General features: G+C 71.6%; 19 protein-coding genes. 10 read left to right on the top strand and 9 right to left on the bottom strand.

The features are described from left to right. Positions 1 to 53 precede the first annotated feature (53 nt). The 3 genes from AB0D18_RS32895 to AB0D18_RS32905 form a co-directional block, all read right to left on the bottom strand. Entirely contained in the window at positions 54 to 1,076 is a 1,023-nt protein-coding gene (locus AB0D18_RS32895) for an SDR family oxidoreductase (RefSeq protein ID WP_362426968.1), read from the bottom strand. Between the two features lie 59 nt (positions 1,077 to 1,135). Further along, the gene (locus AB0D18_RS32900) at positions 1,136 to 2,377 is read right to left on the bottom strand and encodes an MFS transporter (RefSeq protein ID WP_362427165.1); all 1,242 of its coding nucleotides are present in this window, start codon (positions 2,375 to 2,377) and stop codon (positions 1,136 to 1,138) included. Between the two features lie 188 nt (positions 2,378 to 2,565). Continuing rightward, a complete protein-coding gene (locus AB0D18_RS32905) occupies positions 2,566 to 2,988 on the bottom strand; it encodes a hypothetical protein (RefSeq protein WP_362426971.1) in 423 nt (140 codons plus the stop codon). Between the two features lie 59 nt (positions 2,989 to 3,047). On the opposite strand from AB0D18_RS32905, the gene AB0D18_RS32910 reads away from it, so the two are divergent. After that, positions 3,048 to 3,752 carry an HAD family hydrolase gene (locus AB0D18_RS32910; protein ID WP_362426973.1) on the top strand — a complete coding sequence of 235 codons (705 nt, stop codon included), beginning with the start codon at positions 3,048 to 3,050 and terminating at the stop codon, positions 3,750 to 3,752. Positions 3,753 to 3,957: 205 nt separating this feature from the next. Continuing rightward, a complete protein-coding gene (locus AB0D18_RS32915) occupies positions 3,958 to 4,734 on the top strand; it encodes a class I SAM-dependent methyltransferase (protein WP_362426976.1) in 777 nt (258 codons plus the stop codon). Between the two features lie 303 nt (positions 4,735 to 5,037). Here the strand turns inward: AB0D18_RS32915 and AB0D18_RS32920 are convergent, their stop codons facing one another. Then, positions 5,038 to 6,765: an ATP-binding cassette domain-containing protein gene (locus AB0D18_RS32920; RefSeq protein ID WP_362427168.1), complete on the bottom strand. Its 1,728-nt coding sequence runs from the start codon at positions 6,763 to 6,765 to the stop codon at positions 5,038 to 5,040. Between the two features lie 483 nt (positions 6,766 to 7,248). On the opposite strand from AB0D18_RS32920, the gene AB0D18_RS32925 reads away from it, so the two are divergent. Further along, positions 7,249 to 7,593 (top strand): DUF5713 family protein, encoded by a 345-nt coding sequence (locus AB0D18_RS32925; protein WP_362426979.1) that lies wholly within the window; start codon positions 7,249 to 7,251, stop codon positions 7,591 to 7,593. A gap of 24 nt (positions 7,594 to 7,617) precedes the next feature. On the opposite strand, the gene AB0D18_RS32930 is transcribed toward AB0D18_RS32925, so the two are convergent. Then, positions 7,618 to 8,349: a TetR/AcrR family transcriptional regulator gene (locus AB0D18_RS32930; RefSeq protein WP_362426981.1), complete on the bottom strand. Its 732-nt coding sequence runs from the start codon at positions 8,347 to 8,349 to the stop codon at positions 7,618 to 7,620. Positions 8,350 to 8,605: 256 nt separating this feature from the next. Between AB0D18_RS32930 and AB0D18_RS32935 the strand changes: the two genes are divergently transcribed. Further along, entirely contained in the window at positions 8,606 to 10,354 is a 1,749-nt protein-coding gene (locus tag AB0D18_RS32935) for a CocE/NonD family hydrolase (protein WP_362427171.1), read from the top strand. Positions 10,355 to 10,449: 95 nt separating this feature from the next. Then, positions 10,450 to 11,445: an NAD(P)-dependent alcohol dehydrogenase gene (locus AB0D18_RS32940; protein ID WP_362426984.1), complete on the top strand. Its 996-nt coding sequence runs from the start codon at positions 10,450 to 10,452 to the stop codon at positions 11,443 to 11,445. Between the two features lie 19 nt (positions 11,446 to 11,464). On the opposite strand, the gene AB0D18_RS32945 is transcribed toward AB0D18_RS32940, so the two are convergent. Beyond that, complete coding sequence (locus AB0D18_RS32945) at positions 11,465 to 12,427, bottom strand: nitronate monooxygenase (protein ID WP_362426986.1); 963 nt, start codon at positions 12,425 to 12,427, stop codon at positions 11,465 to 11,467. 284 nt (positions 12,428 to 12,711) lie between these two features. On the opposite strand from AB0D18_RS32945, the gene AB0D18_RS32950 reads away from it, so the two are divergent. Both AB0D18_RS32950 and AB0D18_RS32955 read left to right on the top strand, forming a co-directional pair. Beyond that, on the top strand, positions 12,712 to 13,638 hold the full coding sequence (locus AB0D18_RS32950) for an NADP-dependent oxidoreductase (RefSeq protein ID WP_362426989.1): 927 nt from the start codon (positions 12,712 to 12,714) through the stop codon (positions 13,636 to 13,638). An 81-nt stretch (positions 13,639 to 13,719) separates the two neighbouring features. Then, on the top strand, positions 13,720 to 14,655 hold the full coding sequence (locus tag AB0D18_RS32955) for an AraC family transcriptional regulator (protein WP_362426992.1): 936 nt from the start codon (positions 13,720 to 13,722) through the stop codon (positions 14,653 to 14,655). A gap of 24 nt (positions 14,656 to 14,679) precedes the next feature. Here AB0D18_RS32955 and AB0D18_RS32960 read toward each other — a convergent pair whose 3' ends face one another. After that, positions 14,680 to 15,408, bottom strand: a complete 729-nt coding sequence (locus AB0D18_RS32960) for a TetR/AcrR family transcriptional regulator C-terminal domain-containing protein (protein ID WP_362426995.1) — start codon at positions 15,406 to 15,408, stop codon at positions 14,680 to 14,682. 56 nt (positions 15,409 to 15,464) lie between these two features. Between AB0D18_RS32960 and AB0D18_RS32965 the strand changes: the two genes are divergently transcribed. Next, entirely contained in the window at positions 15,465 to 17,069 is a 1,605-nt protein-coding gene (locus AB0D18_RS32965; protein WP_362426998.1) for an FAD-dependent monooxygenase, read from the top strand. 65 nt (positions 17,070 to 17,134) lie between these two features. Here the strand turns inward: AB0D18_RS32965 and crcB are convergent, their stop codons facing one another. Continuing rightward, positions 17,135 to 17,512 carry a fluoride efflux transporter CrcB gene (crcB, locus tag AB0D18_RS32970; RefSeq protein WP_362427001.1) on the bottom strand — a complete coding sequence of 126 codons (378 nt, stop codon included), beginning with the start codon at positions 17,510 to 17,512 and terminating at the stop codon, positions 17,135 to 17,137. A gap of 25 nt (positions 17,513 to 17,537) precedes the next feature. Next, positions 17,538 to 18,011, bottom strand: coding sequence for a CrcB family protein (locus AB0D18_RS32975; protein WP_362427004.1), 474 nt, complete (start codon positions 18,009 to 18,011; stop codon positions 17,538 to 17,540). 303 nt (positions 18,012 to 18,314) lie between these two features. On the opposite strand from AB0D18_RS32975, the gene dnaE reads away from it, so the two are divergent. Together dnaE and AB0D18_RS32985 are read left to right on the top strand one after the other, a co-directional pair. Beyond that, positions 18,315 to 21,764 carry a DNA polymerase III subunit alpha gene (gene dnaE / locus AB0D18_RS32980; RefSeq protein WP_362427007.1) on the top strand — a complete coding sequence of 1,150 codons (3,450 nt, stop codon included), beginning with the start codon at positions 18,315 to 18,317 and terminating at the stop codon, positions 21,762 to 21,764. Further along, a complete protein-coding gene (locus AB0D18_RS32985) occupies positions 21,761 to 22,768 on the top strand; it encodes an ImpB/MucB/SamB family protein (protein ID WP_362427010.1) in 1,008 nt (335 codons plus the stop codon). The genes dnaE and AB0D18_RS32985 overlap by 4 nt, the downstream gene beginning before the upstream one ends. Positions 22,769 to 22,858: the final 90 nt, after the last annotated feature.

Below are 22,858 nucleotides of genomic sequence, written 5' to 3' on the forward strand. Positions count from 1 at the left end.
TCCGATGGGACGGTACTCACTCGGGTCCGGTGGGACGGTACTCGCGGAGGCGGTCACTCGCTCCAGCAGTCGGGGCGGGTTCCGTCCACGTCGGTGAAGCCGTACTCCCGGGCCAGCTCGGCGGACGTGACGGAGCGCTGGTTCCAGCGGGAGCGGGCCGGGTCGGCGGCCATCGCGGCCACGGCCCGGCCGACGTAGCGCGGCGATTCGGACCGCACGAACCCGGGCGGAGCGGTGGGACGGCCGGGGTCCGGCCCCGGCCCCCGCCCCGGCCCCCGCCCCGGCTCCGGTCCCGGCGTGAGCGCGGAGCGCCAATTTGCCTCCGTCACACCGTAGTTGTCGAGCATCATCTCCGAACGCAGCCAGCCGGGCGTGACGGCGACGGCACTTGCGCCGTACGGGGCGAGCTCGTGGCCCTGGGAGAAGGCCAGCCGGTTCACCGCGGTCTTGGCCAGGTCGTAGAAGACGGAGATGCGGTAGCGCGAGGCGTTGTACTCGGCGGAGCCGTCGGTGACCTCGACGAGGAGCCCGCCGGGTTCGGCGACGAGCAGCGGGAGGAGGTGGTGGGACGTGATCAGGTGTGTGTGCACGGCGAGTTGGACGATCCGCAGCCCGTCGTCGAGGTCGTGTTCCCAGACCGGGGTGTTCCAGTCGGCCGGGCCGCCCTTGAGGACTTCGCCGCCCCAGATGTCGTTGACGAGCACGTCGAGCCGGCCGTGCGTGTCCCGGACGTACGAGGCGAGGTCCTGCACCTGGCCGCTGTCCAGGTGGTCGACGGGAACGGCGACGCCGGTGCCGCCGAGCCGGGTCACGAGCTCGGCGGTCTCCTCGATCGTCTCCGACGGCCGGTCGTAGTCCGAGCGGGTCGTGGCGCCTGGGGAGCGGCTCGTACGCCCCGTACAGATGACGGTCGCACCGGCCTCGCCGAGCGCGGCGGCGATGCCGCGCCCGGCCCCGCGGGTGGCCCCGGCGACGAGGGCGACGCGGCCGTGGAGGGCTCGGGGGTCGGGGGACCAGCGGGTGGGGGCGGGCGTGTCGGCCGGTGCGGGGTCCGGCGTGGGGCTCGCAGGGCTCACGGGGCTCGCAGGACTCGAGGGGCTCATGGGGCTCGCAGGGCGCGGAGGGCTCGCAGGGCTCATGGGACGAGCTTCGCGGTGGCGCCGCGGGGTGACCAGTCGTGCCGCGGAAGCAGGAGCGGAGTGGCCAGGGCGAGCAGGCCGGCGATCGCGATGGCCGTACGAGGGCCGGTGACGCCCGCCAGCAGTCCCCACAGAGCGGTCAGCGCGGCGACGGTGGTCTTGCTGGTGACCGACCAGGCCGAGAGGGTACGGGCGACACGCTCCGTGGGGGTCCGTTCGAGCCGACAGGCGGCGAACACCGGGTTGAACACGCCCATGCAGGTGATCAGGCCCAACTCGACAGCCATGACGAGCACGAGCCCGGCCACGCCAGGACCGACGAAGACCAGCCCGAGCAGCCAGCAGGCCCGCAGCGTCCCGGCGGTGTACATGACCCGGTGCTGCCCGAACCGGGTGACGAGCCGGCCGGCCAGGCGCGATCCGAGCAGGCCGCCGATGCAGGGCACCGCGAAGGCAAGACCGTACTGCCAGGGTGCGAACCCGAGGTGGCTGAGCATGAGGACGGTGAGCAGCGGCTGGATCGCCATGATCAGGCCGCTGACCAGGATCGTGTTGCAGAACAGCAGACGCAGTACCGGGTCGGCCAGGATGTACCGCCACCCGGCGAGCAGGTCGCCGACCCGTAGTCGTTGCGGGGCTCGGGTGAGTGCGGGTCGCGGTTCCCGCCCGCCGATCGCGAGGATCGCGAAGGCGGAGAACAGATAGCTCACGGCATTGGTCAGCACCGTCAGCACCGGTCCGAACAGCCCCAGTACGGCCCCGCCCAGCGGGGGTCCGAGCATGGTGGCTGTCCAGGTTGTCGACTCGAACCGCCCGTTCGCGACGACCAGGTCCTGCGGCCGTACGAGCGCCTTCAGACACGCGCCGCCGGCCGCCGTGAACGCGATGTCGGACGCACCGACCACCACCGACACGAGGAGGAGCTGGACGAAGCTGCGCGCACCGAGCGCGAACGCCGCGGGGACGCTCAGCAGTGCCGCGAACCGGCCCAGGTCCATCGTGATCATCACCGGCCGCTTGCGCCGGAACTCCACCCACGGACCCAGCGGCACCGCGACCACCGCGGAGACCGCCAGCCCTGCGGCGGCCAGCACCGACACCTCGGTCGCCCCGGCGTGCAGTACGTAGATCGCGATCAAGGAGAACGAGTCGAACGCGAGCCACGTGCCGAGCGCGCTGACCGCGTACGCCGTCCAGAGCCACCCGAACGCCCGCCCCAACGACCGTACGGCCACCATGCCCCGCACCCCCGGCTTCTCGTCCGAACGACCCCACACCGACCAGCGAGATCAAACCGAGAAGCACACCAGCGGGTCAAACAACCGATCGGCGGACCTGCGCAACGAAATGTTGTGCCGGCTGACAGGGCTGTGCCGGCTGCCCTGCCGACTGCCCCGGTTGCGCCGGCGGGAGGGCTTATGCGGCCTTATGCGGTGCGTGAGTGGGCGACGGCGTCGATGCCTGAAGCCCTCAGTTGCCGGGCCAGGAGTTCCATCTCGGGGAGGGTGCCGGTGTACTCCCCGAGCCGGATCCGGTGCAGTGCGGCCTTGGCGGCTGTCAGGTCGAGGCCGAGTTCGGCCCGCAGTATCTGCATGACGGGGGCGCTCCTGGCGGCCGGGTTCACGTGCAGCGTGGCCGGGCTGTGCTCTTCGAGCAGCTGCTCGCGCAGCTTGTCCGGCAGTTCGTCACCGCAGACGGCCAGGCGGAATCCGCAGGCCGGGCAGGCGCATTCGGTGTCCCAGGTGAGGGAACCGTTCAGCAGGACCTGGACGCCGTGCCACCTGGCCTCGGCGCCGCAGTCCTGGCAGACGGCGGCGTATTGGGTGGACGCGATGACCAGTTGTTCCATCTCTCCTCCTTCAACCAGCTTGTTTCCGGCGGGCGTAGCTGCCGTTTACCCTTTCCGGCATGACTGTTTCGGCTGGTGTCGTGGGCCCCATCGAGCTTGTGATCTTCGATTGTGACGGTGTCCTGGTCGACAGTGAGCGCATCTGTGTGAAGGTCGACGCGAGGATCACGGCCGACTTGGGCTGTGCGTTCACCGAGGCCGAGATCATTGAGAAGTTCGTCGGCTCCTCGGACGAGGTTTACACCGCCGCCATCGCAGAACGTCTCGGTCGCACCCTTGAGGAGGGCTGGCGGCAGCCGTACGAACACCTCTATGAGGAGGCGTTCGCGGCGGAACTGACCGCCGTCGACGGCATCGGCGAAATCCTCGACCGCCTCGGCCGTTCCGCCACGCCCTTCTGCGTCGCGTCCAACGGCCGTCACCAGGACATCCGTCGCAGCTTCGGACTCACCTCCCTGACACGCCACTTCACGGGCGACCGCATCTTCAGCGCCACCGACGTCCCCCTGGGCAAACCCGCCCCCGACCTTTTCCTGCACGCGGCCCGCTCGCTGGGCGTGGCCCCCGAGCGGTGCGTGGTCGTCGAGGACAGTCCGTACGGGGTCCAGGCCGCCCACGCAGCCGGAATGCGCGCCCTCGGCTACTGCGGAGGCCTCAGCCGGGCCGCACGGCTGGAGGCGGCGGGCGCCGTCGTGTTCGACGACATGGGCGCACTTCCGGCCCTGCTGGGCATTCCGGGACTGCTGGACACCGTCGGAGTGTGACCCGCCACGGCCCCGGCCGCCCCGTGGCTGCCGACCCCAGATACGGCACCACGTCATCCGCCCGCCCGAGTCGATGCAGCTGCGGAGCGCTACGGCGAGAACATCAAGCTGCCGATGTACGGGGGGAGTTACCTGCCCCGCCCGGAACGAGGCGGGGGCGAAAATGGGGTGCGCGGTGTTTGTGCCGCGCACTACGGTCCCACGAATGGACTCAAGTGAGAACCAGAGCCCCGAGTCGGACGCACCGGAGGACGGCTACTTCGGTGCGTCGGTCGCGGCGAGCTACGACACCCCCACGTCGGCTATGTTCACCCCCGAAGCGGTGGAGCCCGCCGCCGATCTCCTCGCCGGACTCGCCGCAGGCGGCCCCGCCCTCGAATTCGGGATCGGCACCGGCCGCATCGCCCTCCCGCTCGCCCGCCGTGGCGTACCCGTCCACGGCATCGACATGTCCCGCGCGATGGTGCGCAAGCTCCGCGAGAAGCCGGGCGGCGACGCACTGGGCGTGACGATCGGCGACTTCGCCACCGCCGAGGCGGAGGGGCGGGGGAAGTTCTCCGTCGCCTACCTCGTCTTCAACACCATCATGAACCTCACCACCCAGGACGAGCAGGTCGCCTGCTTCCGTAACGCCGCCGACCACCTCGCCCCCGGCGGCACCTTCGTCATCGAAGTCGGAGTCCCGGAGCTGCGGCTGCTGCCGCCGGGACAGGACGCCGTACCGATGCAAGTCACCCCCACCCGCTGGGCGTTCGACCACTACGACGTCGCCACCCAGTCGATGAGCTCGAACTACATCGAGGTCGTCGAGGGCCGCGGCTCGTACCGCTCGATCCCCTTCAGGTACGTCTGGCCCGCCGAACTCGACCTGATGGCCCGGCTCGCCGGAATGCGGCTGCGCGATCGCTGGGAGGGGTGGGGGAGGGAGCCGTTCACGAACGAGAGCGGCACGCATGTTTCGGTCTGGGAGAAGTCGGCCTAGAACAGGGGGTGTTCGGCGTGGCGCGATGCTCTCTGCCCGCTGACACCGGACTGCCCTCCCTTAGTCTCTCCTTCGGTCCCTTTTGGAAAAGTGCAGGTCAAGAGATGTTCAAGAGGATGAGGAGGGCCTGTGAGGGACTCAAAGGGACTGGCTTTCCGAATTGACGTGGGCCTTGCCCTGTCACTCGGCTGGCGCAGCGCATCGCGCCCGTTCGAGCCGTAACCAAGGCGTCGCCGGCCCGGGACCTCCCGGGCCGGCGAGTCGTTTCCATGACCCTCTGTCCTGCGACTGTCCGTGCTGCGGCTACCTGTCCTGCGACAGCTCCAGCAGCTCCGCGAAGAGGCCGCCGCCGTGCACCAGGTCCTCGTAGCGGCCCTGTTCGGTGATTCTGCCGTTCTCCATGCAGATGATGCGGTCCGCGATCTTCGTGTTCTCCAGGCGGTGCGTTACCACGATGGTGATGCGATCGGCGGCGATGGCCTTGATCCGCTCGAAGATGCCGTGTTCGCCGCGCGGGTCCATCTGTGAGGTGGGTTCGTCCAGGATGAGCAGGGGCGGGCGGCGGTACAGCGCCCGGGAGCAGGCCAGGCGCTGCCACTGGCCGCCGGAGAGTTCCGCGCCGCCGAAGACCTCGCGGGCGAGGAGAGTGTCGAGGCCGTGCGGGAGGCGGTCGACTGCCTCGCGCATGCCGACCGCGTCGATCGCCGCCCAGACGGGTTCGTCGTCGTGCGTACGGGGCCGGCCCAGGGTGACGTTCTCGCGGACCCGCAGGGGCCACTGGGCGAAGATCTGCGGGACGAGGCCGGTGTGCTGCCAGATGGTGGCGGGGTCGGTACGGGTCAAGTCCGTTCCGTTCCAAGTGACTTGGCCCTTGTCGGCGAGGTAGATGCCGGTCAGGAGACGGGTGAGGGTGGACTTTCCCGAGCCGTTGACGCCGACGATCGCGAGGATTTCGCCGCGCCGCAGGGTGAGGGAGATGTTGTCGACGGCGGGGGTGTCCTTGCCGGGGTACTGGTACGTGACGTCGCGGAGCCGGATCTCCTCCACGGGTGCGGTGGCGGCGAGTTGGCCCCGTGCGGTCGTGCGGCGGGCCGCGTCGTCGAGGAAGGCCCGCATGTCGCTCAGGTAGAGGCTGGTGTGGAAGACCGCGGCGCCGCTGATGACGACCTGGGCGAGGGCGGCCAGGCTCGTCTGTACGGCGACGACCGCCGTCGCGGCGACGGACAGCGGGATGCGGCCGGTCGCCGCCAGCCAGGCGAGTGCCGCCCAGGCGGCGACGGCGAAGAATCCGCCCACCGCCGCGGAGACGAGCGCGATGCGCAGCGTACGGGGCGTCGCGGCGAGCGTGCGCCGGTCGATGCGCGCGGACAACGACCGGTACCAGTACAGGAGATAGCCCGTCATGCCGTTCGCGCGTACCTCGTCGGCGTACTTCGGGGTGGTCGACCACCAGCGCATCGTGGAGCGGACGTTGCGGTCGGAGACGTTCGCGTAGTGGATCTCGTAGTCGATGCGTGCGCAGAGCACGGCGCCGGCACCGGCCGGAAGCACGGCCAGGAGTAGCAGCGGCAGCATCGCCGGATGCAGTACGGACAGCACGCCGCCCGCCGTGGCCATCCTGACCAGCGCGGACAGGAAGCGCTGTGCGTCCGCGACCATGACGTGGGTGCGTACCACCCCCATCTCGGCGGCCTCCTGGCGGTCCGCGAACCCGTCCACGCCGTACGCCGCGGCCTCCACCCGGCACACCGCCTCCACCAGCGCGGAGTCCGCCCGGGAGGTCAGCTCCGGTGTAATGCGGCGCTCCGCGAACGTACCCAGAGCGGTGGCGGCCCGGGTGCAGGCGGCGGCGCAGGCGACGACCAGGAGGGCGGGGAAGGCCTGCTGGAGTCGGTCGGCGACCGGACCGCCGCCGAGGAGGGGCTGCATGGCACGGGCGGTGGCGGTCAGCAGGACGCCCGCGGCCAGGCCCGTGAGCAGCTGGCAGGCCAGGAGGAGGACGACGTTCCGGCGGTCGATGTCCCAGGACATCCGGGCGATGTGCCGGAGCACGGAGGGGAGCCGGCCGCAGAGGTGCCGGAAGGAGACCTGGCCGAGGGGGTTGGCGGAGTGCTTGCCGGTGAAGGTGAGGTCAGCGGGTGGCGGGGGAGGGGGCGCGGCGGAAGGGCCGGCGGTGGGTTCGGGCTCTGCTTCGTGCTGGGTGCGGTTGGTGCGGTTGGTGTCGGAAGGGGTCAACTGGGCTCCCTGGGCAGGTAGTTGATCAGTGCGTGGTCTCGCTCTGGTCAACGTCGTGCCCCTCCGTTTCGAACACACGTGTTTGAGACGAAGCGACTCCCGTGCCCGCGTACGGCGAGCGTCGGCGGCCGGATACATCGACCCTTGCGGCACCCGGAACTCCCTCCGAGGGGTGGTGGCCGAAACGCGGAGGGAGGGGGATTGTCAGACCCGTGGTGCACGATCGGTTGTGTCGGCCCGTTCCGTGTGCCGGCTCGGCGGGAGAGATGGGGTGCTGACATGTCGTCGGTGACGAACCAGCAGGTGAAGGACCGTGTGTTCCTGCGCGCGCTGTACGGGTCCGACTACTACCCGGAGCACGTTCTGGACCGGGGCAGGGCGGTCCTGGCGGGCCTGTGCGAGCGGATCGAGGCGGAGAGGCCTGCGGATCTGGCTGCGCTGTATGTGCTCACGGAGGTGGCGACGGAGCAGTTCAACGATCTGGAGGCCGAGTTCGACGAGGCGGGCAGCGAGATCGACACCATTGCGCGCGAGGAGATAGCCGGAGAGTTCCGGTTCGTGGCGAAGGCGTACGGCTTCGCGAACGCGGACACGGAGGAGTTGGTGGCTGCTCGGGAGTGGTGAGAGGGGTGGGGGAGGAGTGGGGGTTCAGTCCGTGTCGAGGCCGCCGACCAGGCGGTCCAGGAAGCGGGTGAACATCGCGTCCGGCGAGAGGGGGCGCGGCGGGGCCGCGAGTACTTCGGCGAGTTCCGGGTGGTGGCCGTCGGCGGCGACGGCGGTCAGATAGCGGATCTCGGCGGCGGTGCGGTCGGGGTGGTCCGCCGCCGCGGCCTGGGTGATCTCGTGGCCGACGTAGCTGGAGACGAAGCCGGTCAGCTGGCTGAAGACCTCCAGCTTCGCGGCGCCGTCCAGTCCGGTGGGGCGCAGGGCGGCCAGTGCGTGCTCCAGGAAGGCCAGGGCGTTCGGGCCCAGTGAGCGACGGGTGGACAGCGCGGCCGGCAGCCAGCGGTGGCGCAGCATCTGGGCGCGCTGGAGGCGGGCGACGGACTTGAGGTCCGCGCGCCAGTCGCCGGTGAGGGGGGATGCGGTCGTGGCCGGGGCGAGTTCGGCGCTGACGTGGTCGACCATCAGCTCCAGCAGGGTTTCCTTGTCGGGGGCGTAACTGTAGAGGGACATGACCCCTGCCCCGACCTCGGCTGCCACCCGCCGCATCGTGACCGCGTCCAGCCCCTCCGCGTCCGCAAGGGTGACCGCCGCGGCAGTGATCGCCCCGCGGGTGAAGGCGGGCTTGCGGCCCCTGCCGGACCGGGCGGCTCCGATGCCGAGCCAGAGCTCTTGCGGGTCGACGGCTGCGGGGGCTGGGTTGTCGCCGCGGGTCATGGTCGCTTCTCGATTCTCGGGTGGCCGGTTCTCGGGTGGCCGTGTGGTCCCATCCAAGCATCCGCTATTCTCGTACAGCGTACGGAAATAATGGAGAGGGGCTGCGATGCAGAACGAACGTGATGTGGCGGGCGGGGTCGGCGGGGCCAATGGGACTGGCGAAGCCAAAGAGGCCAGCTGGGCTAGCTGGGTCAACGGGGTCGACGGGAGTGAGTGGGCCGCGTCGGCCGCCAAGCCGCCCCTGGCCTCCCGGCTGATGCGGGCGACCTGGCGCAAGCTGCCGGCCAAGCGGTACGACGTGGGATGGCGGCCGGGGCTGGAAGTGCCGGGGGCCGACGGCAGCACGCTGATCACCGACCACTACTTCCCGCGCGGAGAGGGCGACTTCCCCACCCTCCTGGTCCGCTCGCCCTACGGGAGGAGCATCCCCTGGTCGCCCCTGTACGGGGTTCTCTTTGCCGAACAGGGCTTCCATGTCGTCCTGCAGAGCTGCCGAGGCACCGGCGGCTCGGGGGGAAGCTTCCACTACTGGTGCAACGAGCCCGCCGACGGGCGGGCCACGGTTGCCTGGCTGCGCCAACAGCCGTGGTTCAACGGTAAGTTGGGCACCGTCGGCCCCAGCTACCTCGGATACGTTCAGTGGGCCCTGGCCCTCGATCCGCCCCCCGAGCTCAAGGCGATGGCGATCCAGGTCGGCATGCACGACCCGCACACCCTCTTCCACGCGCCCGGCACCGGCGGCGCCACAGGGGCGCTCCAGCTGGAGTACTCGCTCGTCGGTGGCATGGGCGTCGCGTACCAGCACCAGGGCATCCGACCCTTCATGAAGGCGATGATCCGTCTCAAGCGCCACCTCGGCCGGATCGTCGCCGCCCGGCCGCTGCGCGGGGCGTACGAACCCACCCTCGGTGAACTGCCCTGGCTGGAGGGGGTGATGGCCCATCCGGATCCCGACGACTCCTACTGGGAGGGTGCCTCACTCGCCGCCGTGGCCGGTCGGACCACCGTACCCACCAGCCTGGTCACCGGGTGGCACGACGGCCTGGCCGACCAGACCCTCCAGGCTTACGAAGGGCTGCGGGCGGCCGGCTGCGAGACTGCGCTGCTCGTCGGCCCGTGGACACACACCACCGCACTCCAGCAGGGCTGGCCCGAGGTGTTCGCGGAGACACTGGCCTGGCTGCGCGCCCACCTGTACGACGACCCGTCCGGGCTGCGCCCCACGGCGGTGCGCGTGCACGTCGGTGAGGGCGGGGGGAAGGGGGGAGGGGAGTGGAGGGACCTCGACGAGTGGCCGCAGGGAGCGGACGGTGTGGGCGGCGTGTCCGGCACGTCCGGCACGTCCGGCACATCCGGCACGTCCGGCACATCCGGTAGGTCCGGTGCATTCGGTACGTCCGGCACCCCCTGGTTCCCGGCCTCCGGCGGGCACCTCATTCGGCAGGCACCCACGGACGACGACCCCGTGGCCTCCTTCCGCTACGACCCGGCCGATCCCACCCCGTCCGTCGGAGGGTCGCTGATCTCTCCGGCCGCCGGCGCCCGCGACAACACCGCCCTGGAGGCGCGCGACGACGTCCTCACGTTCACCGGCCCGCCGCTGACCGAACCCCTGGAAGTCCTCGGCCCGGTCTTCGCGCACTTCCGGATCTCCACCGACACCGGTTACGCCGACGTCTTCGCCCGCCTCTGCGACGTGGACCCTGCGGACCGTTCCGTCAACGTCTGCGACGGCATCACCTCGCTCCGTACCGCCGGAGACCCGTCGGCGGCCACTGTCGCGATGAGCTCCACCGCGTACCGCTTCGCCGCCGGGCACCGCGTACGCCTCCAGGTCAGCGGCGGTGCCCACCCGCGCTACGCACGTGGTTCCGGTACGGGCCAACTCCCGTTGGATGCAACAGAGTTCAAGCCGGTACGTATCACGGTGCACGCGGGCTCGGCGCTCGGCCTTCCGCAAGGCCTTCCGCAAGGTCTTCCGCAGGGCCCTCCCCAGGGGCGCTGACGGTCGGGCGGGCGGGCGCCTCCGCTTTCCCGGGCGGCGTCAACTTCCCGTGCCTGCCGCATGCTGGGGCCACGACGAGCGAGGGAGAGCAGGCCATGAAGGCGATCGTTCACCACACCTACGGTCCGGCGGGTCTACTGGAACTCCGGGAGGTCGAGCGGCCCCGCCCCGCCGACGACGAAGCGCTCGTACGGGTTCATGCGGCCGGGATCGACCGGGGCGTCCTCCACTTCATGACGGGCCTGCCCTACCCGCTGCGCCTCGCGGGAAATGGCATCCGTACCCCCAAGTCCCCTTACCTAGGGCGGGAGTTGGCCGGTGTTGTCGAGGAGGTCGGCAGCAAGGTGACAGACCTCCGCCCCGGCGACGAGGTCTTCGGCATCGGCGAGGGGACTTTCGCGGAACACGCCTGCGCCAAGGCCGCCAAACTCGCCCCCAAGCCCGTCAACCTCACGTTCCCGCAGGCCGCCGCCCTCGGCGTGTCCGGCCTGACCGCCCTGCAGGGACTGCGCGACCACGGCCGCATCGAGCCGGGGCGGCACGTCCTCATCACCGGCGCGTCCGGCGGCGTGGGCACCTTCGCCGTACAGCTGGCGGCAGCCTTCGGTGCGGAGGTCACCGCCGTCTGCCGTACGTCCAAGACCGACCTGGTCCACTCCCTGGGCGCCGACCACGTCATCGACCACACCCGAGAGGACCTGCTCGGCGCCCAGGGAAAGCACCGCTACGACGTCATCCTCGACCTCGCAGGGAACCCCTCCCTCTCCCGCCTGCGCCACGCACTCACCCCGAAGGGCACGGCCGTCATCGGCGGCGGCGAAACGTCCGGCCGCTGGCTCGGCGGCTACGACCGCCAGCTCCGCGCGAGCCTCCTCAACCCCTTCGTGGCGCAGCAGTTGAAGTCGTACATCTGCACGGAGAAACGCGAGGACCTGCTCGTCCTCAAAGAACTCTGCGAGGCCGGGAAACTCACCCCGTCCATCGACCGTACGTACCCCCTGGCCGAAACGGCCGCAGCCCTGCAGCACCTGGAACAGGGCCGAGCCCGAGGCAAACTCGTCGTAGTCCCCCTCGCACCCACCACTCCCTGACGTGGCAGTACTGCCGCCCTCAGACCCTTCCCGCTCGCGCCAGGGCGGTGTCGGCCTGCGCGGCCAGGGCGGCGACAAGGTCGGCTGCGGGCGGCAGGTCGGTGATGAGGTCGACGGCCTCGCTCGCCCAGACCGGCAGGGGCGGCGCGTCGCCTCGTGCCACAGCGCTCTGGTAGTCCAGCTGGGCCTCGGGGGCCGCCGCGAGTTCCGCCTCCCGGCCCTGCCACGGGGCGAGGGAGGGATGGCCGAGAGTACGAGCCGTGTACTTCGACGACGGCCAGCGGGATCCGCGGGCGATGTCGGAGACGCTGCTGCGCTCCGTGTCCTGCCCACGTCCCTCGACGATCGCCCGAGCGGTCGAGGGGTCGACAAGGGCCTCGGCCGTGGCCTGGAAGCGGGTGCCGATGAGGGCCCCGGAGGCGCCCAGAGCCAGGGCGGCGGCCACGCCGCGGCCGTCGGCGATCCCGCCGGCTGCCAGAACGGGTAACGGCGCGACCAGATCCACCACGATCGGCACGAACGGCAGCGTGGACCGCCCGTGCCGGGCACCGTGCCCGCCGCTCTCGGTGCCCTGCGCGACGATGACGTCGGCGCCCAGGTCCACCGCCTGCCGTGCTTCCTCCAGGTCGGTGACCTGAATGATCACCGCCGCACCGGCCGTACGGATACGTTCGACGAACGGGCCCGGATCTCCGAAGGACAGCATCACCGCCCCGGGGCCGTGCTCCAGCGCCTGCTCCACCGCACCGGCACCGATCGCCCAGCTCAGAAAGCCCACGCCCCACGGCTTCCCGGCCCCCGCCACCACCGGCAGCTCCCGGGCCAGCCACTCCCGCTCCCCGTACGCACCACCCAGCATCCCGAGCCCGCCGCCACGAGAGACGGCCGCCGCCAGGGCACCACCGGCCGAACCCCCCATCGGAGCCGACGCGATGGGGTGGAGCACGCCGAACAACTTCGTAAACGCCGTCGACAAGGCCATGACCGCAAGGATCCCGCTTGCCGGTACGCAGGACAATGCCCCGGGCGCCGGGGCAACGGGCGAGGCGATCAACCAGCGTGGGCGCCGATCCGGTCGGCGATGGCCTCGGCCCCGTTGACCCGTAAGCCCGCATGATCCAGGGCTCTCGCGGCCCGGCATTCTCGTGGACGCTCGGACATCTTTCGAAGACCGGAGGATATTCAGCAGCTCGTTCAATCTTCCTAATGTGGAGGCAGACGAGGGGCGATCGCCCCGAAATCACCACCGCAACAGGGAGTTTCACCATGCGTGCTGTCACTCAGAAGTCCTTCGGCGGCCCCGAGGTCCTTGAGCTCACCGAGACCGACAGGCCCACCCCGCTCGGCGGCGAGGTCCTCGTCCGCGTCCATGCGAGCGGCGTCAACCCGGTCGACGTGGCTGTGCGCTCCGGCGCCTACCCGCTGCTCGGCGAGCCGCCGTTCGGTGTCGGCTGGGACATCTCTGGTGTCGTCGAGGAAGCCGGGCCCGGCGCCCGCTTCAAGCCCGGGGACGAGGTCTTCGGCATGCCGTTCTTTCCGCGCGCCGCCACCGGCTACGCCGACTACGTGGCCGTGCCCTCGCGCCAGGTGGCCCGCAAGCCCGCGACGCTCGACCACGTGCAGGCTGCAGCCGTGCCGCTCGCCGCGCTCACCGCCTGGCAGGGCCTGGTCGACGCGGCCCGGGTCGCGGAAGGGCAGCGGGTGCTGATCCACCGGGCGGCCGGTGGAGTCGGCCACTTCGCGGTGCAGATTGCCAAGGCGCGCGGCGCCCACGTCACCGCCCTGACGAGCGCCGCCAACCACGATTTCGTACGCGAACTCGGGGCGGACGAGATCATCGACTACCGCACCACCGACTACACCGAAGCGGCCAAGGACATCGACGTCGTCTTCGACTCCAGCTCCGAGGGCGAGCGTGCGCTGAGCGTCCTGAAGCCCGGCGGCACCCTGGTCAGCATCATGGAGCACTGGAACACCGAGCTCGCCACCCGTGTCGAGAACGAGGGCCGCCGCTTCGCCGGGGTCTCGGTCGAACCGGACTACGCCTCACTGGAGGCGATCGCGGCCCTGATCGACGCCGGCCGCATCCGCCCGCACGTTTCCGCGACGCTCCCGCTCGAACAGGCCGCGAGCGCTCATGAGCTGGTCGGTTCCGGCCGTACCCGCGGCAAGGTCGTTCTGACGGTGGTCTGAGCAGGGCGGGTTAGAGTGCGGAAGAAGAGCGGGGAGAGCCGGAGTCAGAGAACCGGGGATCGCCGGGGAGAGGGGCGGGAGTTGGACATCCTCACCGAGGCGCTGGCCTCGATGCGCACCGGCCGGCCGGCATCTGTCCGGACCACCGGACGGGCGCCCTTCGGGCTGCGGCTGCCCCCGGTGGCCGGTGCGGGGTTCCACGTGGTGCTGTCGGGTACGTGCTGGCTCGTCCCGCTGGAGGACGCGGCGCATCAGCAGCCTCTCCCGCTCGGCCCTGGCGACGTGATCTTCCTGCGGGACGGGCACGGCCACATCCTGGCCGACCACCCCGACACCCCGGCCGAGGACGAGCGGGCCTGCCAGTTCAGTCCTGGCTCACCGCTCGGCACGGTCACCGTCGGCGGCGACGGCCCCCGCACCCACCTGCTGTGCGGCAACTACCACCTCGACCAGGCCCGCCCGCACCCCCTCGTACGACAGCTTCCGGAGATCATCCATCTGCCCGCGAACCACGTCCGGTACCCCGAACTGGCCGCGGCCGTCCAGCTGTTGCGCATGGAACTGGAACAGCCGCGGCCGGGCTCCGTCGGTATCGTGCCCGCGCTGATCGACTCGCTGCTCCTGTACATCCTGCGCGCCTGGCTGGAGGAACGTCCGGCCGGGCAGGCCAAGGGCTGGGCCGCCGCGCTCGGTGACACGGCGGTCGCGCCGGCCCTGGCGGCGATCCACGAGGGGCCGGGCGCCCAGTGGACCGTGGAGTCGCTGGCCGCCCGCGCGGGCCTGTCCCGTGCGGCCTTCGCCCGCCGGTTCAACGACCTGGTCGGCGAGCCGCCCATGGCATACCTGACCCGCTGGCGCATGACGACCGCCGCACGGCTGCTGCGAGAGTCCGAGGTCCCGCTGTCCGCGGTCGCCGCGCGCACCGGCTACGGCTCCGAGTACGCCTTCGCCAAGGCCTTCAAGCGCGAGTACGGGCAGGCCCCGGGCGGTTACCGCCGTGAGGTACGCGCGGCCTGACCGGGCCGCGCCGCGTCAGCTCCGTCAGGCGCGGTCCGACGTGCGGCCTCCCGGACCCAGCCGGGCCGCGAGCCCGTCGAGTACGCAGTCCAGGCCGAACGCGAACTCGTCGTCGGGGTCGGGTTCTTCGGCTTCGAGGACGCGCCGGGCGAGCATCGGGTGCTCGCCCGCCGCGAGGACCTCTCTGATGTAGGGGCCGACGCTGCGCTGCCACTCCTCCTCGCTGAGCCCGGTGCGCTGCTCCGCGCGTCTAAGGGCCTGCTGGGCGGCGACCGAACCCAGTACGTACGCGTGCACGGCGCCGAGTGCCTGCGAGGCCAGGGTGATGTCGGGCGCGAGCGCGACGGCGGCGCGCAGCGCGGACTCGGACCGCCGCAACGAGTTGGGGCCGAGCGCGGGCCTCCCGGTCAGCTCGCCCGCCAGCCAGGGATGGCGCAGCAGCGTCGTACGCAACGCGTGTGCGACGGCCCCCAGCGCGGCGCGCCAGTCCTCAGTGGGCTCGGGCAGCGGGTCCTCGCCCTGCACCGCGTCGACCATCAGGTCCACCAGCTCGTCGCGGTTGGTGATGTACCGGTAGAGCGAGGCCGTCCCGGAGCCGAGATCGCCCGCGACCCGCCGCATCGACACCGCCGCCAGTCCCTCCGCGTCCGCGACGGCAAGCGCGGCGGCCACGTACTGGTCCACCCCCGGCGCGCGCCGGCGTGGCTCGGGGCGCGGCCGGGTCCACACCGACGGGGGAACGGGCTCGGTCATCGGGGCGGTTCCTTTCCTCGTTGACCCGCATCCTACCTTCTGGATACGGTGTAGCCATGACAGCCACAGCGTACCCAGAAGTGCCCACGCCAACGCCGGCGCCAGTATCAGTACCGGTTCTCGTGGTCGGAGGCGGCAGCGTCGGCCTGCTCACCGCCGCGCTGCTCGCCCACCACGGCGTCCCCGCGGTGCTCGTCGAACGCCGGTCCGCGCCCTCGGTGCACCCACGCGCCACCGGCATCGGACCGCGCACCGTCGAGGTCCTCCGCGAACTCGGGCTCGACACCGCCGTCGACGCCGCCGCGGTCGATCTTCGGGGCGCCACGGGCAAGGCGGTGGCGCGGACCGTCGTCGAGATGGGCGCGGGCGACGTCGTGACCGTGCCCATGCCGGCCCCGTCCGCCGACGAACTGGACGTGACGCCGTTCAGGCTGCGCGGCGTCTGCGCTCAGGACCGGCTCGACGCCGTCGTGGCGGCCGACCTGGTACGCCGCGGAGCCGACCTGCGCTGGTCGACCCGGCTGATCGGCATCGCGCAGGACGCCGACGGGGCCGACGTCGAACTGGAGGGCCCCGACGGCCGCTACTCGCTGCGGTGCGCGCGCGTGGTCGCCGCCGACGGCGCGCACAGCACCGTGCGGACCGCGCTCGGTGTGGGCATTTCCGGGCCGGGCGACCTGGGCAAGTCGATGATCAACATCCTGTTCCGCGCCGACCTCCGACCGCACCTGCGGGGCATGTCCTTCGCCACCTGCACGATCACCACGCCGGAGGCGCCCGGCCTGCTGGTCACCGTGGACGGCGAGACGAACTGGGTCTTCCACGTCCCCTGCGACGTCGACGGCGGTGAACGCCCCGAGGACTTCACGTACGAGCGCTGCGCCGCGATCGTACGGCTGGCGGTCGGCGACCCCGGCCTCGACGTAGAGGTGCGCAGCGTGCTCCCGTGGCGGCCCCGGAGCGCGGCAGCCGAAAGCTTCGCCGTCGGCCGCGTGTTCCTCGTGGGCGACGCCGCGCACACGGTGTCGCCCCTGGGCGCGTTCGGCCTCAACACCGGGGTCGCCGACGCACACAACCTGGCGTGGAAGCTGGCCGCCGTCCACCGCGGCGAGGCCGGTGCCGGGCTGCTCGACACCTACGCGCACGAACGCGAACCGGTCGCCGCGGCCACGCTGGACCAGGCGATGCGCAGGCTCGCCGACCCTCAACTGCACTGGGGACGCGGGCCCGAGGCCGACGCCGCCAGGGTGGCGGCGGGGGTGTGGGCGGCGCCGGTCGTGCACCTCGGCCAGCGGTACGACTCGGCCGCCGTGGTCGACCCGCGGCCGGAACTCCCGTCCACAGTGGACCTGGTGCTGGACGGATCGCCGGGTTCACGAGTGCCCCACGCGTGGGTCGACGGGGTTTCCACGCTCGACCTGGTGGCGTCCCGGTGGACCCTGCTGGTGGGCGTCGCCGGCGAGCGCTGGCTCGGCGCCGCGGCGGACGTCGGACTCCCCGCGCACCTCGTCGCGGCTCCGTGGCTCCCTGACGGAGGGGCCCTGCTCGTCCGTCCGGACGCGATCGTCGCGATGCGCGCCACGGCGCCGGTGACGGATCCGGCACGGTTCCTCACCGAGGTCCTGGACCAGGTGCTGGCCAGGCCGGTCCCGGTGCGGTGACGAACCACCACGCCCCATGCCAGGACCGCGCCGCCCACCGGCTGTCTCCACGGTGGCGGTCCGGGTCACGCGAACAGGGCTTGGGCGAGGGCGATGCCGACGAAGACGGCGCCGAGTCCTGCGACGATGGAGGCGGCGACGTTGGCTGCGGCGAAGAACTTCGCGCCGCTCTCGGCCAGGCGCAGCGTCTCGTACGAGAACGTCGAGTACGTGGTCAGAGCCCCGCACAGTCCTGTGCCCAGCAGCAGTTGCACGGTGTGCCCCGCGGTGCCGGACAGGGCGGCGCCGGTGAGGATGCCCAGGATGAGAGAGCCGACGACGTTGACGCTGAAGGTGCCCCAGGGGAAGACGGTGTCGTGGCGGGCCTGGACGGCCCGGTCGGTGAGGTAGCGCAAGGGGGCGCCGACCGCGCCGCCGATGGCCACCAGCAGGAAGTCGCTCACCGGCCGGCCGCCTGCGTACTCCGGCTCATGATCGACTCCACTTCGCCAGGATGCGGCGCGTGCTCCACGTGCCCACGGTCACCGCGGTCAGCGCGGCCGCGGCTGTTGCCGCCAGGTAGGTGAGCGCGATCCCCGTACGGCCACCGGTGACGAGGCGCTCGATGTCCACGCAGTAGGTGGAGAAGGTGGTGAAGCCGCCCAGCACCCCGGTGCCGAAGAACGGCCGCAAGAGGGCGTGGGCGGAGAAGACCTCGGTGACCGCGACGAGGAAGACACCGATCGCCAGGCACCCGGCGGCGTTCACCGCCAGCGTGGTGAAGGGGAAGCTGCCGGCGGCGGTCGGCCATGCCTGGGCGGCGCCGAATCGGGCGAGCGCGCCCAGCGCCCCGCCGCACGCGATCACCAGCAGGACGCCGTAGTGCGAGCGCCGCAGTTCGCGGCGCTGCCCGGCATCCGTCAGGTCGACATCGGGATCGATGGGCTCTGCCGCTCTCGGCAACCCGGCCCCATCTCTCGGCAGTTGGTGGCAGCAGTGCCGCGGTTCGGGTACGGCGAGCCCCACCGCCGCGCGGCGCACAAGACAGCCGCATGCGCCTCAGATTACCGCGCGCCGCGCCGCACACGGGGCACCCGCCCGGCACTCGCGGGGCGACGGGGCGATGTGTCATGCGCGCGAACGACGTGGTCACCGGCGAATGAAATCGATTGTGCGTTCGAATCCTGAGCTACAGTTATCGAACGACCGTACGATTGAACTATCGGGCAGATGGTTCAGAAGGGGGCAAAGTGATGGAGGTGCGACATGGCGGGCTTCGCGCACCTGCACGTCGCGTCCGGTTACTCCCTGCGCTACGGCGCCTCCCACCCCGAGCGACTGGTTCGGCGGGCGGCTGAGCGAGGTGTTCCGGCGCTCGCGCTCACCGACCGGGACACGGTCACCGGTTCGGTCCGGTTCGCGCAGGCATGTGCCGCCGAAGGGGTCCGGCCGATCTTCGGCATCGACCTCGCGGTGGAGGCCCTCGCGCCCCCTCCTCCCGTACAGCGGCGCCGCACGCCCGCCCGTGGCGGTGCGCACGTCGTCGAGCCACCCCTGCGGTTCGTGCTGCTCGCGCAGAACCGGGCCGGATGGGCGCGGCTGTGCCGTATCACCTCGGCCGCCCATGCCCACGCTCCGAACGGGATGCCGGTCGTGCCGTGGGAGGCGCTGCGGGAGTACGGCGGGGCCGGTCTGACGGTGCTGCTCGGCCCCCTCTCGGAACCGGTCCGGGCGCTGTCCGTAGGCAGAGAGGACGTCGCGAGGAAACTGCTGGCTCCGTGGCAGGAGATCTTCCGAGGCGGTGTACGGCTGGAGGCCGTCGCGCAGAAACGTTCCGGCACCGGTCCGGGGTCGCTACGGCTGGCCGCCCGCACGGTGGCCCTGGCCGACCGCACCCGTACCACGGCCGTGCTGTCGAACGCCGTCCGCTATGCCGACCCCGATCAGCACCGGCTCGCCGACGTACTGGACGCGGCGCGGCTGCTGCGGCCCATCGACCGACGCCACCTGGACAGCGGGCAGCGCTGGCTCAAGGACACAGGAGCGATGACGGGCATCGCGCGGATGATCGCCGAATCTGCGGGCGCGTCCCCCCGGCGGGCGGAGCGCCTGATGGCGGACACCGAGGCCGCGGCTGCCGCGTGCGCCGTGGATCCCAAGGCGGACCTGGGTCTTGGCGTACCGCACTTTCCCGAGCCGCGACTGCTGGGAGCCGAGCCCGGTGCGAACGGCGCGGCTCAGCTGCTGCGTCAGCGGTGCGAGGCGGGCATGGCCCGGCGCGGCCTCGACCGCGACCGTGTCGCACGCGACCGGCTGGACGAAGAGCTCGCGGTGATCTCCCGGCTGGACTACGACTCGTACTTCCTCGCCGTCGGCCAGGTCGTGGCCGACATCCGGGAGAAGGGCATCCGGGTCGCGGCCCGCGGCTCGGGCGCGGGGTCGCTGGTCTGCCACACGCTGGGCATCGCCACCGCCAACCCCCTCGAACACCGCCTGCTGTTCGAACGCTTCCTCAGCGTGCGCCGGGCCTCGCTCCCGGACATCGACATCGACGTGGAGTCCGCCAGAAGGCTCGAATGCTACGACGTGATCTTCGACCGGTTCGGCAAGGAGCGGGTGGCGGTCACCGCCATGCCCGAGACCTACCGGGCCCGCCGTGCCCTGCGCGACACCGGCCTGGCCCTGGGGATCGCACCTGCCGAGGTCGACCGGATCGCCAAGAGCTTCCCCCACCTGCGGGCCTGCGACATCACCGGTGCCCTCGCCGAGCTGCCGGAACTGAAGCAGCTGTCGGCCGAGGCGCACCGGTACGGGCCGCTGTGGGAGCTCGCCGAGGGCCTCGACTCGCTGGTGCACGGCATGGCCATGCACCCCTGCGGCGTGGTCATCAGCGACGCGACGCTCCTGGACCGGCTGCCGGTGCAGCCCACCCCCCAGGGCGACTACCCCATGGCGATGGCGGCCAAGGAGGAGATCGAGGCGCTGGGCAACATCAAACTGGACGTCCTGGGCGTCCGGATGCTGTCCTCGATGGCCCACGCGGTCACCGAGATCGAACGCACCACCGGCAACCGCATCGACCTGGACGACCCGCGCCAGGTGCCGCTCGACGACGTCTTCGCGTTCAAGCTCATCCAGGACAGCAGGACCCTGGGCATGTTCCAACTGGAGTCGCCGGGCCAGCAGGACCTGCTCTCCCGCCTCCAGCCCCGCGACCCGCAGGACGTCATCGCCGACATCAGCCTCTTCCGCCCGGGGCCGGTCGCCGGAGGCATGCCCGAGCGGTACATCGCCGCCCGCCACGGCGGCACCCCTTCCTACGCCCACCCGGACCTGGAGCCGGTGCTCGCCGACACCTACGGCGTGACCATCTGGCACGAGCAGATCATCGAGACGCTGTCCGTGCTGACCGGCTGCGACCGCGCCTTGGCCGAGATCGCCCGCCGGGCGCTCGGCGACAAGAACCGGCTGCCCCGCATCAAGGACTGGTTCCACCGCCAGGCACGCGCCCGCGGTTACGACGCCGCGGTCCGCGACGAGGTGTGGAGGACCGTCGAGGCCTTCGGGGCGTACGGCTTCTGCCGCGCGCACGCGGTCGCCTTCGCCGTACCGGCCCTGCAGAGCGCCTGGCTCAAGGCCCACTACCCGGCCTTCCTGCTGGCCGGCCTCCTCGAACACGACCCCGGCATGTGGCCCAAGCGCGTCCTGGTCGCCGACGCCCGCCGCCACGGGGTGTCCGTCCTGCCCCTCGACGTCAACCACTCCAAGACGAGGCACACCGTGGAGCGGACCGACGGCGAGCGGTGGGGCGTGCGGCTCGCGCTGAGCGACGTACGGGGAATGAGCGAGGAGGAGCGCGTACGGATCGAGGAGGGCCAGCCGTACGGATCCCTGTCGGACTTCTGGCAGCGGGCCCGCCCCAGCCGGCCGGTCGCCGAACGCCTCGCGGAGATCGACGCCCTGCGCTGCCTGCACGACGGCCGCCTCACCCGGCGCGACCTGATGCTCCAGATCGCCGAACTCCACCGGCAGTCCCGCAGCCGGACCACAGGGGACGGCCAACTGCCCTTCGCGATGGCCGCAGTTGGCGGCGAGGAGCCGAGCGGTCTGCCGGAGCTGACCGGACGCGAAACGCTGGGCGCGGAGCTGAACACGCTCGGCATCGACGTCTCCAAGCACCTGATGGAGCACCACCACCGGCTGCTGCGCGAGATCGGCGCGAGCGACGCGACGCATCTGGCCGGGCTGCGCGCCGGACAGCAGGTCCTCGTCGCGGGCGCACGGGCCTCCACGCAGACCCCGCCGATCGCCAGCGGCAAGCGGATCATCTTCGTCACCCTGGAGGACGGCGCCGGTCTGGTCGACCTGGCCTTCTTCGAGGACTCCCACGCGGCCTGCGCGTACACCGTCTTCCACAGCGGACTGCTGCTGGTCCGCGGCACGGTCCAGGTCCGCGGCACCCGGCGCACCGTCGTCGGCACCATGGCCTGGGACCTGGACAAGATCGCCGCCGCCCGCCGCGACAACGGACCGGAGGCGGCCCTCGCCCTCCTCGGCGAGAGCCGTCCGCACCCGACCCCCGCCCAGCCCCGGCGCACCCTGACCGACGGCACCGCCGGCGCCCGCCTGCACCCGTACGCCGACCTGCAGCCCGCCGGGAGCCGGTCGGCCGACCTGAGGAAGTTCGGACACACGAGCCCGGGGAGCGCGGGATGACCCCTCACCAGAGCACCCGGCCCCGGTACATCGCCCACCTCCACCTGCACGCCGCGCTGAGCGAGGACCAACTCGCCGACGTCATCGAGCTGTTGTCGGGCATCACGCCGCACGTCCACGCCGTCCCGCCGCAGGCCGTACAGCTCGACCTGACGTCGGCCCTGCGGTACTTCGACCTGCCGCCGTACGACGTCGTCCAGTTGGCGATGATGCGACTGAAGGGTCACCACGGCATCGACTGCAGCGCCGGCCTCGCGCCCAACCGCATGCTGGCCGCCATGGCGTCGGACACCTCCGCCCCGGGAGACACCACCCAGGTCACCGAGGGACGCGCCGCCGCCTGGCTGCGCCCCCGCCCGGTCACCGCGCTGCCGGGCGTGGGCCGCAGTACGGCGGAAGTACTCACCAAGTACGGCCTGTACACCATCGGCCAGGTCGCGGACCTCCCCGGGAGCACCCTGCAACGCCTCCTCGGCGTCGCCCAGGCGAGGCTCCTGGCCGAACGCGCCCGCGGTCAGGACCCCCGCCCGGTGACGCCCAAGGAACCGGCGGCACAGCTGACCGCGGATCTCGTACTCGACCGGGACTGCCTGGACCCCGTACAGCACCACCGGGCCGTCCTGGAACTCTCCGAGCGGATCGGCCAACGGCTGCGCGGAGAGAACCAGGTCACCAGCCGTCTCACCCTCACCGTGCGCTACGCCGACCGCACCTCCACCACCCGCACCCGCACCACGGCCGAACCCACCGGCCACTCCGCCGCCCTCACCGCGGACGCCCTGGCCCTGCTGGCCGGCCTGGGACTGCAACGTGCCCGCGTCCGGGCCTTCGCCCTGCGTGCCGACGGCCTGTCATCGGCCGACGGCGCCTACCGCCAGCTCTCCCTGAACCCCGGTGACGAACGCGCCCGCGCCGTGGAAAAGGCCGCGGACAGTGCCCGCCGGCGCTTCGGACCGCGAGCCGTGTATCCCGCCGCGCTGGCCGGTGCCGCGACGATTCGATGAGGTGCTGGGGAGTGCGATCCAGCTGCTGTGGGCGTGCCGTGGACGTGCCGTGGGCGGAACGGAGACCGGGAGGTCCTGACACGACGAGTA

The sequence above is a fragment of the Streptomyces sp. NPDC048442 genome (assembly GCF_040651475.1).
In the GTDB taxonomy this organism is placed as follows: Bacteria; Actinomycetota; Actinomycetes; order Streptomycetales; family Streptomycetaceae; genus Streptomyces.

Bases quoted from the DNA above. Each gene is read 5' to 3' on its own strand.
- AB0D18_RS32900 (WP_362427165.1), bottom strand. From the start codon at position 2,377: ATGGTGGCCGTACGGTCGTTGGGGCGGGCGTTCGGGTGGCTCTGGACG.
- AB0D18_RS32905 (WP_362426971.1), bottom strand. From the start codon at position 2,988: ATGGAACAACTGGTCATCGCGTCCACCCAATACGCCGCCGTCTGCCAG.
- AB0D18_RS32910 (WP_362426973.1), top strand. From the start codon at position 3,048: ATGACTGTTTCGGCTGGTGTCGTGGGCCCCATCGAGCTTGTGATCTTC.
- AB0D18_RS32915 (WP_362426976.1), top strand. From the start codon at position 3,958: ATGGACTCAAGTGAGAACCAGAGCCCCGAGTCGGACGCACCGGAGGAC.
- AB0D18_RS32920 (WP_362427168.1), bottom strand. From the start codon at position 6,765: ATGTCCTGGGACATCGACCGCCGGAACGTCGTCCTCCTCCTGGCCTGC.
- AB0D18_RS32925 (WP_362426979.1), top strand. From the start codon at position 7,249: ATGTCGTCGGTGACGAACCAGCAGGTGAAGGACCGTGTGTTCCTGCGC.
- AB0D18_RS32930 (WP_362426981.1), bottom strand. From the start codon at position 8,349: ATGACCCGCGGCGACAACCCAGCCCCCGCAGCCGTCGACCCGCAAGAG.
- AB0D18_RS32935 (WP_362427171.1), top strand. From the start codon at position 8,606: ATGCGGGCGACCTGGCGCAAGCTGCCGGCCAAGCGGTACGACGTGGGA.
- AB0D18_RS32940 (WP_362426984.1), top strand. From the start codon at position 10,450: ATGAAGGCGATCGTTCACCACACCTACGGTCCGGCGGGTCTACTGGAA.
- AB0D18_RS32945 (WP_362426986.1), bottom strand. From the start codon at position 12,427: ATGGCCTTGTCGACGGCGTTTACGAAGTTGTTCGGCGTGCTCCACCCC.
- AB0D18_RS32950 (WP_362426989.1), top strand. From the start codon at position 12,712: ATGCGTGCTGTCACTCAGAAGTCCTTCGGCGGCCCCGAGGTCCTTGAG.
- AB0D18_RS32960 (WP_362426995.1), bottom strand. From the start codon at position 15,408: ATGACCGAGCCCGTTCCCCCGTCGGTGTGGACCCGGCCGCGCCCCGAG.
- AB0D18_RS32965 (WP_362426998.1), top strand. From the start codon at position 15,465: ATGACAGCCACAGCGTACCCAGAAGTGCCCACGCCAACGCCGGCGCCA.
- dnaE (WP_362427007.1), top strand. From the start codon at position 18,315: ATGGCGGGCTTCGCGCACCTGCACGTCGCGTCCGGTTACTCCCTGCGC.
- AB0D18_RS32985 (WP_362427010.1), top strand. From the start codon at position 21,761: ATGACCCCTCACCAGAGCACCCGGCCCCGGTACATCGCCCACCTCCAC.